The organism is Pantoea sp. A4 (assembly GCF_000295955.2).
In the GTDB taxonomy this organism is placed as follows: domain Bacteria; phylum Pseudomonadota; class Gammaproteobacteria; order Enterobacterales; family Enterobacteriaceae; genus Pantoea; species Pantoea multigeneris.
This window is the reverse complement of the sequence record NZ_ALXE01000049.1, coordinates 63,854-79,646: the sequence shown is the minus strand read 5'-3', so window position 1 is coordinate 79,646 and position 15,793 is coordinate 63,854. Positions and strand designations below refer to the sequence as shown.

Below are 15,793 nucleotides of genomic sequence, written 5' to 3'. Positions count from 1 at the left end.
TTGAAATCGCAGGTGTGGCCCGTATAATTTGCACGGCTTTTACTGCTTGACTCATTTGAGTGAGGCAGTCTGGTAAGGCAACGCGTCCTACCTCAAGCAAAGCAGGGGAGTATCAGCGTCATGTCAGTGTCTCTTTACGATGTAAAACTCGCTCGTGCCGTGTTGCTGGTTCAACTGGTAGCGCTTGTCATCATCGGGTGTGTGTTTGCAGTAAAAGACATGAAACTCGGCGCCTCTGCAATTGCGGGTGGCATGGCAGCCTGGCTGCCAAATGTGTTGTTTATGTTTTTAGCCTGGCGCCTGCAGGCGCAAGCACCTGCAAAAGGGCGTGTAGCCTGGGGCTTCGCGCTTGGTGAAGTTCTAAAGGTGTTTGCCACCATTATTTTTCTCGTTGTGGCGTTGGGTGTATTCAGGGCGGCTTTTTGGCCTCTCGGGATAACCTGGTTATCGGTGCTGGTGGTGCAAATGTTGGCACCGGCTGTAATTAACAACAAAGGGTAAGAGGCATCATGGCCGCAGGAGAGATCTCAACGCCGCAGGAGTACATAGGACACCACCTGACACATCTTCAGATGGACCTGCGTACCTTCGAGCTGGTGAATGCACACGACGCGCCAGCGACGTTCTGGACAATTAACCTGGACTCCATGTTTTTCTCTGTGTTACTGGGACTGGTGTTCCTTGTAATCTTCCGCAAAGTGGCTAAAAGCGTCACCAGCGGTGTACCAGGGAAATTGCAGGCGGCTATCGAGCTGGTTGTCGGCTTCGTTGATGGCAACGTCCGCGACATGTACCACGGTAAAAGCAAACTTATCGCCCCGTTGGCTCTGACAGTTTTTGTCTGGGTCTTCCTGATGAACTTCATGGATCTGCTGCCTATCGATCTGCTGCCGTATATCGGTGAGCACTGGTTAGGTCTGCCAGCACTGCGCATCGTGCCTTCTGCCGATGTGAACGTAACGCTGTCCATGGCGTTGGGCGTATTTATTTTGATTCTGTTCTACAGCATCAAAATGAAAGGGGTAGGGGGCTTTGCTAAAGAGCTGACACTGCAGCCTTTCAATCACCCGATCTTCATCCCTATCAACCTGATTCTTGAAGGTGTGAGCCTGCTGTCTAAACCGGTATCTCTCGGTCTGCGACTGTTCGGCAACATGTATGCGGGTGAGCTGATCTTTATCCTGATTGCAGGTCTGTTACCGTGGTGGTCGCAGTGGGTTCTGAGTGTGCCATGGGCCATTTTCCACATCCTGATCATTTCGCTGCAGGCTTTCATTTTCATGGTTCTTACGATCGTCTATCTGTCGATGGCATCAGAAGAACACTGATTTTTTATCTCAACACTAAGCTTTTAACTGAAACAAACTGGAGACTGTCATGGAAAACCTGAATATGGATCTGCTGTACATGGCTGCCGCTGTGATGATGGGTCTGGCGGCAATCGGTGCTGCGATCGGTATCGGCATCCTCGGGGGCAAATTCCTGGAAGGCGCAGCGCGTCAGCCGGATCTGATTCCTCTGCTGCGTACGCAGTTCTTTGTTGTAATGGGTCTGGTGGATGCAATCCCAATGATCGCAGTTGGTCTGGGCCTCTACGTGATGTTCGCTGTCGCCTAAAGCCTGCCGTAAGTTCATCCACGGCACCTGTAAGGTGTTCGTGGAGAACAGAGTCTGCCGCGTATCACTCTTGGTCGCGGCAGATACGATAAATACTTAAGAAGAGGCATTGTGCTGTGAACATTAATGCAACAATCCTCGGCCAGGCCATCGCGTTCATCCTGTTTGTTGCGTTCTGCATGAAGTACGTATGGCCACCGATCATGGCTGCCATCGAAAAGCGCCAGAAAGAAATTGCTGAAGGCCTTGCTTCTGCTGAACGTGCGAAGAAAGATTTGGATCTCGCGCAGGCTAATGCGACCGACCAGCTGAAAAAAGCCAAAGAAGAAGCTCAGGTTATCATCGAGCAGGCTAATAAGCGCCGTACTCAGATTTTGGATGAAGTGAAAGCCGAAGCTGAAAACGAACGTAACCGCATCCTTGCACAGGCTCAGGCTGAAATCGAAGCAGAGCGTTCTCGTGCACGTGAAGAGCTGCGTAAGCAGGTCGCGTTGCTGGCTATCGCTGGCGCCGAGAAGATCATCGAACGTTCCGTGGATGAAGCTGCTAACAGCGACATCGTTGATAAACTTGTCGCTGAACTGTAAGGAGGGAGGGGCTGATGTCTGATTTAACTACCGTAGCTCGCCCCTACGCCAAAGCAGCTTTTGACTTTGCTGTTGAGCACCAGGGCATTGAACGTTGGCAGCAGATGCTGGCGTTTGCGGCTGAAGTGTCTCGTAATGAACAGATAGCTGATCTCCTTTCTGGTGCTGTAGCACCAGATGCTTTGTCTGCATCTTTTAATGCAGTCTGTGGTGATCAACTGGATGAGCACGCCCAAAACCTGATTAAGGTGATGGCGGAAAACAAACGTTTGACCGCGCTTCCAGCGGTACTGGACCAGTTCATTCAACTGCGTGACGCGTACAACGCGACTGCTGAAGTTGATGTGATCTCTGCCGGTGCGCTGAGTGACGAGCAGCTGACCAAAATCAGCACTGCTATGGAAAAACGTCTGTCACGCAAAGTTAAGCTGAATTGCAAAATCGATAAGTCTGTAGTCGCAGGCGTGATCATCCGTTCGGGTGACATGGTAATTGATGGCAGCGTGCGCGGCCGTCTTGAGCGTCTGGCAGACGTCTTGCAGTCTTAAGGGGACTGGAGCATATGCAACTGAATTCCACCGAAATCAGCGAACTGATCAAGCAGCGCATTGCTCAGTTCAATGTAGTGAGCGAAGCTCACAACGAAGGTACTATTGTTTCTGTAAGTGACGGTATCATCCGCGTACACGGCCTGGCCGATGTCATGCAGGGTGAGATGATTGCCCTGCCGGGTAACCGTTACGCTATCGCACTGAACCTCGAGCGCGACTCGGTTGGTGCAGTAGTGATGGGCCCATACGCTGACCTCGCCGAAGGCATGAAGGTTAAGTGTACTGGCCGTATCCTTGAAGTACCGGTTGGCCGTGGCCTGCTGGGTCGTGTACTCAACACCCTGGGTAACCCGATTGATGGTAAAGGCGCTGTCGACAACGACGGTTTCTCACCAATCGAAGTTATCGCACCAGGTGTTATCGACCGTCAGTCCGTTGACCAGCCTGTTCAGACCGGTTACAAATCTGTCGATGCGATGATTCCAATCGGCCGTGGCCAGCGTGAGCTGATCATCGGTGACCGTCAGACTGGTAAGACTGCTATGGCTATCGACGCCATCATCAACCAGCGCGACTCTGGCATCAAATGTGTTTACGTTGCTATCGGTCAGAAAGCTTCTACCATCGCTAACGTTGTACGTAAGCTGGAAGAGCACGGTGCACTGTCTAACACCATCGTTGTTGTTGCTTCTGCTTCTGAGTCTGCTGCTCTGCAGTACCTGGCTCCGTACGCTGGCTGCGCAATGGGTGAATACTTCCGTGACCGTGGTGAAGATGCCCTGATCGTATACGATGACCTGTCTAAGCAGGCAATCGCTTACCGTCAAATCTCCTTGCTGCTGCGCCGTCCACCGGGCCGTGAAGCATTCCCAGGCGACGTGTTCTATCTCCACTCTCGTCTGCTGGAACGTGCATCACGTGTAAGCGCTGACTATGTTGAGCGTTTCACTAACGGTGCCGTTAAAGGCCAAACTGGTTCACTGACCGCTCTGCCGATCATTGAAACTCAGGCGGGTGACGTTTCTGCGTTCGTTCCGACCAACGTGATCTCAATCACCGATGGTCAGATCTTCCTGGAATCTAACCTGTTTAACTCAGGCATCCGTCCTGCGGTTAACCCGGGTATCTCTGTATCCCGTGTTGGTGGTGCTGCTCAGACCAAGATCGTTAAGAAACTGTCCGGTGGTATCCGTACCGCTCTGGCACAGTATCGTGAACTGGCTGCGTTCTCGCAGTTCGCTTCCGATCTGGATGAAGCAACCCGCAAACAGCTGAGCCACGGTCAGAAAGTGACCGAGCTGCTGAAGCAGAAACAGTATGCACCGATGTCTGTTGCACAACAGGGTCTGGTACTGTTCGCTGCCGAGCGTGGCTTCCTGAACGACGTTGAACTGGCCAAAATTGGCAGCTTCGAAGCCGCACTGCTGGCGTTCGCAGACCGCGAACACGCTGAGCTGATGCAGGAAATCAACCAAACTGGTAACTACAACAACGATATCGAAGCGAAGCTGAAAGGCATCCTCGAAACGTTTAAAGCAACCCAGTCCTGGTAATGTCTGGCGGCTTGTCTGAAGAGACAAGCCGCAAGGCTTTGAGGAGCAGCTAATGGCCGGCGCAAAAGAAATACGTAGCAAGATCGGAAGCGTTAAGAATACGCAGAAGATCACCAAAGCGATGGAAATGGTCGCCGCGTCCAAAATGCGTAAAACGCAGGAACGTATGGCAGCCAGCCGTCCGTATGCAGATACCATGCGTAAAGTGATTGGTCACCTTGCGTTAGGGAATCTGGAATACAAGCACCCTTACCTGGAAGAGCGTGACGTCAAGCGCGTCGGCTACCTGGTCGTTTCAACTGACCGCGGGCTTTGTGGTGGTTTGAACACTAACCTGTTCAAAAAATTGCTGGCAGAAATGAAAGCCTGGTCCGATAAAGGCGTACAGAGCGATCTGGCGATTGTCGGTTCCAAAGGTCTGTCATTCTTCGGCTCTGTGGGTGGCAACATCGTGGCCCAGGTAAGCGGAATGGGCGATAAGCCTGCGCTGTCTGACCTGATTGGTCCAGTAAAAGTGATGTTGCAGGCTTATGATGAAGGCCGCATCGACAAGCTGTTTATTGTCAGCAACAAGTTTATCAACACCATGTCTCAGACTCCGACAGTTACCCAACTGCTGCCATTACCGGCTGCGGAAGGTGAACAAGAGATGAAGGCGAAGACCTGGGATTACCTGTACGAACCCGATCCGAAAGCGCTGCTGGATACCCTGCTGCGTCGTTATGTCGAATCGCAGGTTTATCAGGGTGTGGTGGAAAACCTGGCCAGTGAACAGGCCGCACGTATGGTCGCGATGAAAGCCGCAACCGATAATGGCGGAAACCTGGTCAAAGAGCTGCAGTTGGTTTACAACAAAGCTCGTCAGGCCAGCATCACCCAGGAACTTACCGAGATCGTCTCGGGGGCCTCCGCGGTTTAACCAGGTTAAGAATTAGGTAGAGGATTCAAGATGGCAGCTGGAAAGATTGTCCAGATTATCGGCGCCGTAGTTGACGTCGAGTTCCCTCAGGACGCGGTACCGCAAGTGTACAACGCCCTTGAGGTTAAAAACGGTGATGCTCGCCTGGTGCTGGAAGTTCAGCAGCAGCTGGGTGGTGGCGTGGTTCGTACCATCGCCATGGGTACTTCTGACGGCCTGAAGCGCGGTCTGGAAGTTGCCGACCTGCAGAAACCAATTCAGGTACCAGTCGGTCAAGCGACTCTCGGCCGTATCATGAACGTGCTGGGTGAGCCAATCGACATGAAAGGCGACCTGCAGAATGAAGATGGCAGCGCAGTAGAGATTAACTCTATTCACCGCGCAGCACCTTCTTACGAAGAGCTGGCTAGCTCTCAGGAACTGCTGGAAACCGGTATCAAAGTTATCGACCTGATCTGTCCGTTTGCGAAAGGCGGTAAAGTAGGTCTGTTCGGTGGTGCGGGTGTTGGTAAAACCGTAAACATGATGGAGCTGATCCGTAACATCGCGATCGAGCACTCAGGTTTCTCCGTATTTGCCGGTGTTGGTGAGCGTACCCGTGAAGGTAACGACTTCTACCACGAGATGACCGACTCTAACGTTATCGACAAAGTAGCATTGGTCTACGGTCAGATGAACGAGCCACCAGGAAACCGTCTGCGCGTTGCGCTGACCGGTCTGACCATGGCGGAAAAATTCCGTGATGAAGGCCGTGACGTTCTGCTGTTCGTTGATAACATCTATCGTTATACCCTGGCCGGTACTGAAGTATCCGCACTGTTGGGCCGTATGCCTTCAGCAGTAGGTTACCAGCCGACTCTGGCAGAAGAGATGGGTGTGTTGCAGGAGCGTATTACCTCCACTAAGACTGGTTCAATCACCTCCGTACAGGCCGTTTACGTACCTGCGGATGACTTGACTGACCCGTCACCAGCAACCACCTTTGCTCACTTAGACTCAACCGTGACACTGAGCCGTCAGATCGCGTCTCTGGGTATCTACCCAGCCGTTGATCCACTGGACTCAACCAGCCGTCAGCTGGATCCACTGGTTGTTGGTCAAGAGCACTACGACACCGCGCGTGGCGTACAGTCTCTGCTGCAGCGTTACCAGGAACTGAAAGACATCATCGCCATCCTTGGTATGGACGAGCTGTCTGAAGACGACAAACTGTTGGTGGCACGTGCGCGTAAGATTCAGCGCTTCCTGTCTCAGCCGTTCTTCGTAGCAGAAGTATTTACCGGTGCTCCGGGCAAATACGTATCGCTGAAAGACACTATCCGTGGCTTCAAAGGCATTATGGAAGGTGAATTCGACCATCTGCCAGAGCAGGCGTTCTACATGGTTGGTGCCGTCGAAGAAGCGGTCGAGAGAGCGAAGAAACTGTAATAACAGTTTCCCGGGAGGATAGTTATGGCTATGACTTATCATCTGGATGTTGTCAGCGCAGAACAGCAAATGTTCTCCGGCCTGGTACAGAAAATCCAGGTGTCAGGTAGCGAAGGTGAGCTGGGTGTTTTCCCTGGCCACGCTCCGCTGCTGACTGCCATTAAGCCTGGGATGGTTCGCATCGTTAAACAGCACGGCGAAGAGGAGTATATCTACCTCTCTGGCGGCGTGCTGGAAGTGCAGCCGGGTAACGTGACCGTTCTGGCCGACACCGCGATTCGCGGTGAAGACCTGGATGAAGCACGTGCTCTGGAAGCAAAACGCAAAGCAGAAGAGCACATGAGCGGAAGCCACGGCGACGTGGACTACGCACAGGCCTCTGCTGAGCTGGCGAAAGCCATTGCGAAACTGCGCGTGATCGAACTGACCAAAAAAGCGATGTAATCAGGCTTTATGCGTCATGAAATGCCAGCCCTCGGGCTGGCATTTTTTTTTGCCTGCTGCGCGCGATGCCAGAAAATGGCTAATTTCGAACTGAGAAAAATGTAGTAATCTCAGGGATAAACCGTTTAACTTGCGACAGTTATAAAATCAGACAGGAAGGTTATGTCCAACAGCGCGATGAGTGTGGTGATCCTGGCCGCCGGCAAAGGCACCCGTATGTATTCCGATCTGCCAAAAGTTTTGCATACTTTGGCAGGAAAACCGCTGGTTCAGCATGTGATCGACGCCGCCCTTGGGGTGGGAGCTCAACAGGTCCATCTGGTTTATGGTCACGGTGGCGAGCGGCTCAAAGCTGCACTGAATAACCCGGAACTCAACTGGGTATTGCAGGCCGAACAGCTAGGTACCGGCCATGCCATGCAGCAGGCTGCCCCTTTCTTTGCTGATGATGAAGACATTCTGATGCTGTATGGCGATGTGCCGCTGATTGGGCAGCATACACTGCGTCAATTGCGTGCAGCCAAGCCTGAAGGGGGTATTGGCCTGCTCACTGTCGTCCTGGATAATCCCAGCGGCTATGGCCGTATCTTACGTGAAAACGGCACCATTACCGGGATTATCGAGCAGAAAGATGCTTCTGCCGAGCAACTGGCTATTACCGAAATCAACACCGGCATTCTGATTGCCAATGGCGGCGATCTTAAACGCTGGCTGGCGCAACTCACCAATAACAACGCCCAGGGCGAATATTACATCACGGATATCATTGCCCTCGCCCACCAGGAAGGTCGGGTAATTAACGCCGTGCACCCTGAGCGCGCCAGCGAGACCGATGGCGTGAACAACCGTTTGCAGCTCGCCACACTAGAGCGCACGTATCAGGCTGAGCAGGCAGAAAAGCTGTTGTTAGCTGGCGTAATGCTACGCGATCCCGCTCGTTTCGATCTGCGCGGCACCCTACAGCACGGTCGCGACATTGAGATCGACGTCAATGTCATTATTGAAGGCGATGTTCAACTCGGTAGTCGGGTGATGATTGGCGCGGGCTGTATCATTAAAAACAGTGTCATTGCCGATGACTGCATCATCAGCCCCTATTCGGTGATCGAGGATGCGAATCTGGCCGCCGAGTGTACCGTAGGGCCCTTTGCACGCCTGCGTCCTGGCACCTCGTTGGCTGAGCAGGCGCATGTTGGCAATTTCGTTGAGATGAAAAAAGCGACGCTGGGCAAAGGTTCAAAAGCCGGTCACCTCTCCTATCTGGGCGATGCCGAGATTGGGGCAAACGTGAATATCGGCGCAGGAACCATCACCTGCAACTATGATGGAGTGAACAAATCGAAAACCATCATTGGTGACGATGTGTTTGTCGGTTCTGATACGCAATTGGTGGCTCCGGTTTCTGTCGCGAGCGGCGCAACTATTGCCGCTGGCACCACGATCATGAAAGACGTCACTGCGGCGGACCTGGTTTATAACCGTAAAGAGCAGAACCAAAAATCTGGCTGGCAGCGGCCTGTGAAGAAAAACTAATTTTTAACGGCTGGCAAAGACTGGCCGAGCAGTAACGATAATAATCCCCACTCTCTACAAGGCTCGGGGAACGATCAGGTCAGATGACAATGAAAATGGCGATCAGCCATGAAGTCAGGAAAACATTATGTGTGGAATTGTTGGTGCAGTAGCACAGCGCGATATCGCTGAAATCCTGTTAGAGGGATTACGTCGTCTCGAATATCGTGGTTATGACTCCGCAGGTTTAGCGGTAGTCGATCGTCAGGGGCATATGACGCGCCTGCGACGTGTAGGCAAAGTTCAGAACCTGGCGGAAGCCGCAGAGGGGCAGCCACTGATTGGCGGCACCGGTATTGCGCACACCCGTTGGGCGACCCATGGCGAACCTTCTGAGGCCAATGCGCACCCGCATGTCTCAGAGCACATTATCATCGTGCACAACGGCATCATTGAAAACCATGAGCCGCTGCGTGAGTTAATGCTCGAACGTGGTTACCACTTTGCCTCCGAAACAGACACCGAAGTCGTTGCACATCTGGTGCACTGGGAGCAAAAACAGGGCGGGACGCTGCGTGAAGTCGTACTGCGTGTGATCCCACAGCTGCGCGGTGCCTATGGCATGGTGATCATGGACAGTCGCGATCCTTCCGTACTGGTTGCAGCGCGTTCCGGCAGCCCATTAGTGATTGGTCGTGGCGTGGGTGAAAACTTCATTGCCTCTGATCAGCTGGCTTTATTGCCGGTCACTCGTCGCTTTATCTATCTGGAAGAGGGTGATATCGCGGAGATTACCCGTCGTGAATTCACCATTATCGACCGTGATGGCAAGCCTGCTAAACGCGCGGAAATCGAATCAACCGCGCAGTACGATGCGGGTGATAAGGGAACTTATCGCCATTACATGCAGAAAGAGATCTACGAGCAGCCAAACGCGATTAAAAACACCATCACCGGACGTTTTAATCATGGTGTGATTGATCTCAGTGAACTGGGTGAAAAAGCGGAACAGCTGCTAAGTCAGGTTGAGCACATCCAGATCATTGCCTGCGGTACCTCTTATAATTCCGGCATGGTGTCGCGCTACTGGTTTGAATCGCTGGCTAACATTCCGTGTGATGTCGAAATTGCTTCGGAATTCCGCTACCGCAAATCAGCAGTACGTAAAAACAGCCTGCTGATCACCCTGTCCCAGTCTGGTGAAACGGCGGACACCCTGGCAGCACTGCGTCTGTCTAAAGAGTTGGGCTACCTCGGTTCTTTGGCTATCTGTAACGTTGCTGGCTCTTCGCTGGTGCGTGAATCTGACCTGGCGTTAATGACCAAGGCCGGTACCGAAATCGGTGTTGCCTCCACCAAAGCCTTTACCACTCAGTTGGCGGTATTGCTGATGCTGGTGGCGAAGTTAGGTCGTTTACACGGAATGTCAGCGGAAAAAGAGCATGAGATTGTGCATGCCCTGCAGGCATTGCCTAGCCGTATCGAACAGATGCTGGCGCAGGACAGCGTGATTGAAACGCTTGCCGAAGGCTTCTCTGACAAGCATCACGCCCTGTTCCTTGGCCGTGGCGATCAGTATCCGATCGCGATGGAAGGTGCGCTGAAGCTGAAAGAGATCTCCTACATTCACGCCGAGGCCTATGCGGCCGGTGAGCTGAAGCATGGCCCGCTGGCGCTGATTGATGCCGATATGCCAGTGATTGTGGTAGCGCCAAACAATGAACTGCTGGAGAAGCTGAAATCCAATATCGAAGAGGTACGCGCGCGCGGCGGTCTGCTGTATGTGTTTGCCGATCAGGATGCAGGATTCAGTGACAGCGAAGGCATGAAGATTATCTCTCTGCCGCATGTAGAAGAGGTAATTGCGCCAATCTTCTACACCGTGCCATTGCAGTTGCTCTCTTACCACGTGGCCTTGATCAAGGGCACTGACGTTGACCAGCCACGTAACCTGGCGAAGTCCGTCACCGTAGAGTAATCATACCTGAGCGTAAAAAAGGGCCTGATGGCCCTTTTTTTATGCCTTAACTCGCTGAATTACTCCGCCCCGGCAATGTCGTACAGGCACCGCCCTGAGACATGGGGGCAACGGTGGGATAGCGATCGTCCGGGGTGATATACACCTGTGAGGTGGCTACATAGCCATCGTCAAATGTCGCCTCGACAAACATGGCCTGCCAGCCGGAACCGTAATAGGCCAGCGAAACATCCACTTTATTATCCGCAGGCACCACCAGCGCAGAAGAGCCGTAGCGGATGCCGCAAGCCAGGCGGAAATCACGCGCTGTCGGGTTCACTGCACGCCACACTTCAATTCTCACCGGTTTTTCAGAAAATGACAGCCGCAGCAGCTTCGAGGTCGATTGCTGTTCCAGGCTTTCATTAATCACCGGTAAAGGCCGTTTTTCCTGTAAGCGATCGAGGAAAGTCACCAGCGAAGAGCGGAAGAAGCGGTTGATACCAATATGGTCACTGTTTGGTGCCATGCGTAGCGACTTCACCCCAGGCAACGCGTTGTAGTAAAACTTTGCGTTATCCGGCGGGAAGAAATCATCACCGCTGGCATTCACAATGTATTTCGGAATCGCAAGCCGCTGCTGCTGATCGGTGCCCATGTACTGCATCGGGTCTTCAATCTTCATCAATTCGGCAAAGTGTGCGGTTTTGTATTCCATATCCGTATGGTTTTGGTAATACGGGCCAAAGGCAATCGGCCAGTTCCCCCCATAGGTCTGATACATGTGCTGGACCATTTTCTGGGTATTCAGCACATCGGCAACAAACGGCACTATTGCGACCACCGCAGGATCGGAAATCCCCGCCAGCCAGGTTGCCCAACCGCGTTTAGAAGCGCCCGTCACGACAAACTTATCGATATGCTGCTGCTTTAACTCCGCTTTTGCCAACCGGATCGTTTGTGAAATCGCCGCAGCCATTGGCACATGCAGCGGCAGCCGAGCCCTTAATGCCGGTTTATCCATGTACAGCTGCCAGCTGCGGGCAATGCTGTCATCTTCTTCACGAGGTGCTTTATCGCCTTGATAGGTCAAATCAACGCTGGGGACATTGTTGAGCGAAACCACAATGGTATGGCTGTAATAGGCGGTTTCAGCGTTGGTACGCTCATCAAGATCCACCGCGATTAACGCCAGATCGCCACGTGGATTTGGAGGGATATAAATATTGACGTCATGTTGCCATGCCATTGGCGTTACCAGCCCATCTGGCGACCAGGATTGTGACATCAGCCGGTACCGCGTGACATCAACGTGCGGCTGCGCTTCCAGTTCTTTCGCGCTGACGGGTTGCGCGCCCTCTTTTTGTGGCGGTTGATCGCGCAATGTCTCTTTACTGACCATGACATAGTCAAGTGGCCGCTCCGCCAGCGACTGGCGATAGCAGCTGATGACGTCGGAAGGTGCGTTGCATTCTGACGACATGGCGGGTTGTGCGTACAGGCCAGCCGCAGCCAGACTGGTAATAATTAACAAAAGGGCTTTCATATAAACTTCCCCCGGCAGAAACAATAAATATTCTATGACTTTTTTGTTAGTAGGTGGTGATAATTTTCAATGCTTATTCAAGATGTTGGATGTTATTAAAGAAACAGGTTCGATGTCTACCTCCTTCAATATTAATAAGATGAATTTCTTTTTCTTACGTCTTTACACAAATAGTCATGTATTACTTTATGGCTAAATAGGATTTATCGAGTTTTTTATAGTTGATTTATTATAATTCTGGAAATTTCCTGGTGTTGGCATTGTAAATCCAATAAACACATTGCTCTGTCTATGCTTTCTGACTTTTGGGTCACCACCACAGTATGGGCTATGAGGGCTCAACCTAACGGCTTTGGCTGAGTTCTTATCAAATGGTGGTGGAATTTAACCCCAAAAGCAATCTGATAAATTAGAGTTCAACTGTGCATATTTTAGCCGTTTTGAAGAATTTCCGTAGAAACTATTTCCTGGGAAGTTACTTATACAGGTGCGAGTTCAACATTTTTTAAAATCAGATTAGAAAGGGTTTTAGTTTCTATTCGTTGGTGTTTGGCGAACTTTAGGAAATGATGAGGATTTATTTTTTTACCGCAGTGGTGCGAGTGTTAATTGATGATTAGCAAATCTGAATATTTTTTAAACACCCACAAAACTGTAGAGTTAAAAATTAATGCTTATCGGAGAAATTTTTTATACGACCTGAACAAACCACGGAGGATTCACGAAAAGTAGAAAAGGCCATCAACATTTGATGGCCAGATTCAGTCACAGTGCGGGAGTTCGCCCGGCAATGGTCTGGCAGGCTGCACTTCCTGCCGGAGGGGCGGTGGTAGGGAAGCTGTCTGGTGTGATGTACACTTTAGACGTGGCTACGTAGCCATCACTGAATGTTGCTTCTACGAACAGTGCCTGCCAGCCCGTCAGAAGGTAAGACAAAGAGACGATTGAGCTATTCGTTATGCTACTTACGGCAACCATTGAGGGAGCGTAACGGATGTCGCAGGCATAGCGGAAATCACGCGCTACGAGATCTATTGCTCGCCAGGCTACCACTTTGGTCGGTTTTTCTGAGAATTTAACCGTTAACGTCTTCCCGAGCAGGCCCTGAGTGACCGTTTCGGTCAAAACCGGCAGTGATTTATTATTTTGTAAGCGAGTCAGGAATTGCTGTAATGCCGCCTGTTCGTAATTGAAGATCCCGTTGTGATCGCTGTTCGGCACGATGCGTAAAGACTTCGTTCCCGGCAACTGGTCGTAGTAAAGGCTTGAATCATCAGGCGGAAAGAAATCATCCCCGCTGGCATTCACGATATATTTCGGGATGCTCAAACGAGATTGCCATGCTGAATTCCGGTACTGTAATGGATCTTCGATTTCCATCATTTTGGTAAAACTGCTGTCATTGATATGCAGGTCGATATCATTGTTGTAATAAGGCTGGAAAGCGATAGGCCAGTTATTGCCCCAGGTTTTATACATATGCTTAACGACTTGCTTTGTATTCAGCACATCAGCGACAAAAGGCACAATTGCCACCACGGAAGGGTCGGTAATACCGGTTAGCCAGGCGGCCCAGCCGCGCTTAGAAACGCTTGAAACCACAAATTTATTGATATCCCATTGAGTGAGCTCCAGTTTTGCGAGCCTTATAGTTTGCGATATCGCTGCTGCCATCGGGACATGTAGCGGTAGCAAGGATCGTCCGGTGGGTTGTTGGAGGTATAAAGCCCAGCTACGCGCCACACTATCATCTTCACTTCTCGGGGAGGAATCGCCCTGATAGGTTAGTGCAACGCTGGGAATATGGGTCACATTGATCACAATAGTGTGCGTAGACTGCGCCACTCCGGCTAACAACGTTTCATCCATATCGATGGTGACCAAAGCCAGCGAAGACTTCGGCTGATCGGGAATGTAAATGTTAACATCATGATCCCACTCTGCTGGCGTCACCAGATTTTGGGGTGACCAGTTTTGCGACACCATACTGTAACGTTTTACCTGTACTAATGGCGCGCCCGGAACCGTTCCCTGACTGACTAATTGATAACTGAGCGGTTGGCTGGCCAGAGTCTGGCGATAACAGGCGATGGTATTAGACCGAATATTACTGACCGATGGCTGACTACAGTCTACGTTGGGTTGAGTCATAGTCATCGCCATTGACGAAGCAGATAACAAACCGAGCAGCGTGCATCCAAACAGAATTTTTTTCATTATACTCCTGCCTTGCGTGAATTTATCTTCACAAAGAAGATGGACGTTGGGTAGCCGCCGCTAAATCACTGGCAATGAGTAGCCGTATTTTTTCGGTCAAAAATTAAATAAAAAATAATAAGTTATGTTTTTTTGTCGCGGGTTAAGCGAAATGATGACTAAACCGTTGAAGGGGAGCTCACAGGCAATCTCTTTGCTCCCCGTACTTAAACATAGCATATGCATTACCGCCAGAATAGCTGTCATATAACTGTCATATTTCAGACATTTTACTGTCACCAAACTGTCCTATTTTCCCTCCAGCAGCAATGAACTAACTCCTACTATACAGGCCAGAAGCCTGACATTAACTCCCGTGGAGGGAATATGACACTGATGCGTAGCACCGTAGCCCAAATTCTTGCCGCCACCCTGTCTCTCAGCGCGGTTTCTGCATTTGCCGCGACCGACCTGACTGGCGCAGGTGGCACCTTCCCGGCGCCGGTTTATGCCAAGTGGGCAGCAGATTATCAGCAGAAGACCGGTAGCAAAGTAAACTATCAGGGCATTGGTTCTTCTGGTGGCGTGAAACAGATCATCGCTAAAACTGTCGATTTCGGTGCTTCAGATGCACCACTGAAAGATGAAGATCTGCAGAAAAATGGCCTGTTCCAGTTCCCAACCGTCATCGGTGGTGTGGTACTGGCAGTCAACATTCCTGGCGTGAAATCAGGTGAACTGACGCTGGACGGTAAAACCGTAGGTGATATCTACCTCGGTAACATCAAAAAGTGGAATGACCCTGCTATCACCAAATTGAACCCTGGCGTGAAACTGCCAGACACCAACATCAACGTGGTGCGTCGTGCTGACGGTTCCGGTACTTCTTTCGTCTTCACCAGCTACCTGTCTAAAGTCAATGTAGACTGGAACAGCAAAATTGGTAAAGGCAACACCGTTAACTGGCCGACCGGTCTGGGCGGTAAAGGTAACGATGGCGTGGCCGCATTCGTACAGCGTCTGCCGGGTTCAATTGGCTACGTAGAGTATGCCTACGCGAAACAAAACAACCTGACTTACACCAAACTGGTTGATGCTGACGGTAAAGCCGTAGCACCAAGCGAAACCAGCTTCGCCAACGCCGCTAAAGGCGCTAACTGGAGCGAGTCTTTCGCCCAGGACCTGACGTACCAGAAAGGCAACGATGCATGGCCAATCTCTTCTACCACCTTCATCCTGGTGTACAAAGAGCAGGCTGATGCCGCCAAAGGCGCTGAAGTGCTGAAGTTCTTTGACTGGGCCTACAAAGATGGCGCGAAAACAGCGACCAGCCTGGATTACGCAGCACTGCCAGACTCAGTGACTAAGCAAATCCGTGAAGCCTGGAAAGCAAATATCAAAGACAGTTCAGGTAAAGCACTGTTCCAGTAAGTGCCATACCCGGCCAGCGTTAGCTGGCCTTGTTACGGGCGGCTGCCAAGCC

14 protein-coding genes are annotated in these 15,793 nt (G+C 51.3%); 12 read left to right on the top strand and 2 right to left on the bottom strand.

The window, feature by feature from the left end; translation table 11 throughout:
• Positions 1 to 120 precede the first annotated feature (120 nt).
• The 11 genes from atpI (at position 121) to glmS (ending at position 10,589) form a co-directional block, all read left to right on the top strand.
• Positions 121 to 501, top strand: coding sequence for a F0F1 ATP synthase subunit I (gene atpI / locus B880_RS0120690; RefSeq protein ID WP_017349373.1), 381 nt, complete (start codon positions 121 to 123; stop codon positions 499 to 501).
• 8 nt (positions 502 to 509) lie between these two features.
• Positions 510 to 1,328, top strand: a complete 819-nt coding sequence (gene atpB / locus B880_RS0120685) for a F0F1 ATP synthase subunit A (protein ID WP_036646557.1) — start codon at positions 510 to 512, stop codon at positions 1,326 to 1,328.
• A gap of 49 nt (positions 1,329 to 1,377) precedes the next feature.
• A complete protein-coding gene (gene atpE / locus B880_RS0120680) occupies positions 1,378 to 1,617 on the top strand; it encodes a F0F1 ATP synthase subunit C (RefSeq protein ID WP_003849523.1) in 240 nt (79 codons plus the stop codon).
• 116 nt (positions 1,618 to 1,733) lie between these two features.
• Positions 1,734 to 2,204, top strand: coding sequence for a F0F1 ATP synthase subunit B (atpF, locus tag B880_RS0120675; protein WP_017349371.1), 471 nt, complete (start codon positions 1,734 to 1,736; stop codon positions 2,202 to 2,204).
• A gap of 14 nt (positions 2,205 to 2,218) precedes the next feature.
• Positions 2,219 to 2,752 (top strand): F0F1 ATP synthase subunit delta, encoded by a 534-nt coding sequence (gene atpH / locus B880_RS0120670; protein ID WP_017349370.1) that lies wholly within the window; start codon positions 2,219 to 2,221, stop codon positions 2,750 to 2,752.
• 14 nt (positions 2,753 to 2,766) lie between these two features.
• Complete coding sequence (atpA, locus tag B880_RS0120665; protein WP_017349369.1) at positions 2,767 to 4,308, top strand: F0F1 ATP synthase subunit alpha; 1,542 nt, start codon at positions 2,767 to 2,769, stop codon at positions 4,306 to 4,308.
• A gap of 52 nt (positions 4,309 to 4,360) precedes the next feature.
• Positions 4,361 to 5,227, top strand: coding sequence for a F0F1 ATP synthase subunit gamma (gene atpG / locus B880_RS0120660; protein WP_017349368.1), 867 nt, complete (start codon positions 4,361 to 4,363; stop codon positions 5,225 to 5,227).
• A 30-nt stretch (positions 5,228 to 5,257) separates the two neighbouring features.
• Positions 5,258 to 6,655, top strand: a complete 1,398-nt coding sequence (gene atpD / locus B880_RS0120655; RefSeq protein ID WP_017349367.1) for a F0F1 ATP synthase subunit beta — start codon at positions 5,258 to 5,260, stop codon at positions 6,653 to 6,655.
• Positions 6,656 to 6,679: 24 nt separating this feature from the next.
• On the top strand, positions 6,680 to 7,099 hold the full coding sequence (locus B880_RS0120650) for a F0F1 ATP synthase subunit epsilon (protein ID WP_017349366.1): 420 nt from the start codon (positions 6,680 to 6,682) through the stop codon (positions 7,097 to 7,099).
• Positions 7,100 to 7,261: 162 nt separating this feature from the next.
• Positions 7,262 to 8,632, top strand: coding sequence for a bifunctional UDP-N-acetylglucosamine diphosphorylase/glucosamine-1-phosphate N-acetyltransferase GlmU (gene glmU, locus B880_RS0120645; RefSeq protein WP_017349365.1), 1,371 nt, complete (start codon positions 7,262 to 7,264; stop codon positions 8,630 to 8,632).
• 127 nt (positions 8,633 to 8,759) lie between these two features.
• Positions 8,760 to 10,589 (top strand): glutamine--fructose-6-phosphate transaminase (isomerizing), encoded by a 1,830-nt coding sequence (glmS, locus tag B880_RS0120640; protein ID WP_017349364.1) that lies wholly within the window; start codon positions 8,760 to 8,762, stop codon positions 10,587 to 10,589.
• Between the two features lie 46 nt (positions 10,590 to 10,635).
• Here the strand turns inward: glmS and B880_RS0120635 are convergent, their stop codons facing one another.
• Both B880_RS0120635 and B880_RS0120630 read right to left on the bottom strand, forming a co-directional pair.
• Complete coding sequence (locus B880_RS0120635; protein ID WP_017349363.1) at positions 10,636 to 12,114, bottom strand: PhoPQ-activated protein PqaA family protein; 1,479 nt, start codon at positions 12,112 to 12,114, stop codon at positions 10,636 to 10,638.
• Positions 12,115 to 12,879: 765 nt separating this feature from the next.
• Positions 12,880 to 14,331, bottom strand: a complete 1,452-nt coding sequence (locus B880_RS0120630; RefSeq protein ID WP_017349362.1) for a PhoPQ-activated protein PqaA family protein — start codon at positions 14,329 to 14,331, stop codon at positions 12,880 to 12,882.
• Between the two features lie 366 nt (positions 14,332 to 14,697).
• Between B880_RS0120630 and pstS the strand changes: the two genes are divergently transcribed.
• The gene (pstS, locus tag B880_RS0120625; RefSeq protein ID WP_017349361.1) at positions 14,698 to 15,741 is read left to right on the top strand and encodes a phosphate ABC transporter substrate-binding protein PstS; all 1,044 of its coding nucleotides are present in this window, start codon (positions 14,698 to 14,700) and stop codon (positions 15,739 to 15,741) included.
• Positions 15,742 to 15,793: the final 52 nt, after the last annotated feature.

What these genes read in the sequence shown, in the direction of transcription:
- atpI (WP_017349373.1), top strand. Translation starts at nt 121, where the DNA reads ATGTCAGTGTCTCTTTACGATGTAAAACTCGCTCGTGCCGTGTTGCTG.
- atpB (WP_036646557.1), top strand. Translation starts at nt 510, where the DNA reads ATGGCCGCAGGAGAGATCTCAACGCCGCAGGAGTACATAGGACACCAC.
- atpE (WP_003849523.1), top strand. Translation starts at nt 1,378, where the DNA reads ATGGAAAACCTGAATATGGATCTGCTGTACATGGCTGCCGCTGTGATG.
- atpH (WP_017349370.1), top strand. Translation starts at nt 2,219, where the DNA reads ATGTCTGATTTAACTACCGTAGCTCGCCCCTACGCCAAAGCAGCTTTT.
- atpA (WP_017349369.1), top strand. Translation starts at nt 2,767, where the DNA reads ATGCAACTGAATTCCACCGAAATCAGCGAACTGATCAAGCAGCGCATT.
- atpG (WP_017349368.1), top strand. Translation starts at nt 4,361, where the DNA reads ATGGCCGGCGCAAAAGAAATACGTAGCAAGATCGGAAGCGTTAAGAAT.
- atpD (WP_017349367.1), top strand. Translation starts at nt 5,258, where the DNA reads ATGGCAGCTGGAAAGATTGTCCAGATTATCGGCGCCGTAGTTGACGTC.
- B880_RS0120650 (WP_017349366.1), top strand. Translation starts at nt 6,680, where the DNA reads ATGGCTATGACTTATCATCTGGATGTTGTCAGCGCAGAACAGCAAATG.
- glmU (WP_017349365.1), top strand. Translation starts at nt 7,262, where the DNA reads ATGTCCAACAGCGCGATGAGTGTGGTGATCCTGGCCGCCGGCAAAGGC.
- glmS (WP_017349364.1), top strand. Translation starts at nt 8,760, where the DNA reads ATGTGTGGAATTGTTGGTGCAGTAGCACAGCGCGATATCGCTGAAATC.
- B880_RS0120635 (WP_017349363.1), bottom strand. Translation starts at nt 12,114, where the DNA reads ATGAAAGCCCTTTTGTTAATTATTACCAGTCTGGCTGCGGCTGGCCTG.
- B880_RS0120630 (WP_017349362.1), bottom strand. Translation starts at nt 14,331, where the DNA reads ATGAAAAAAATTCTGTTTGGATGCACGCTGCTCGGTTTGTTATCTGCT.
- pstS (WP_017349361.1), top strand. Translation starts at nt 14,698, where the DNA reads ATGACACTGATGCGTAGCACCGTAGCCCAAATTCTTGCCGCCACCCTG.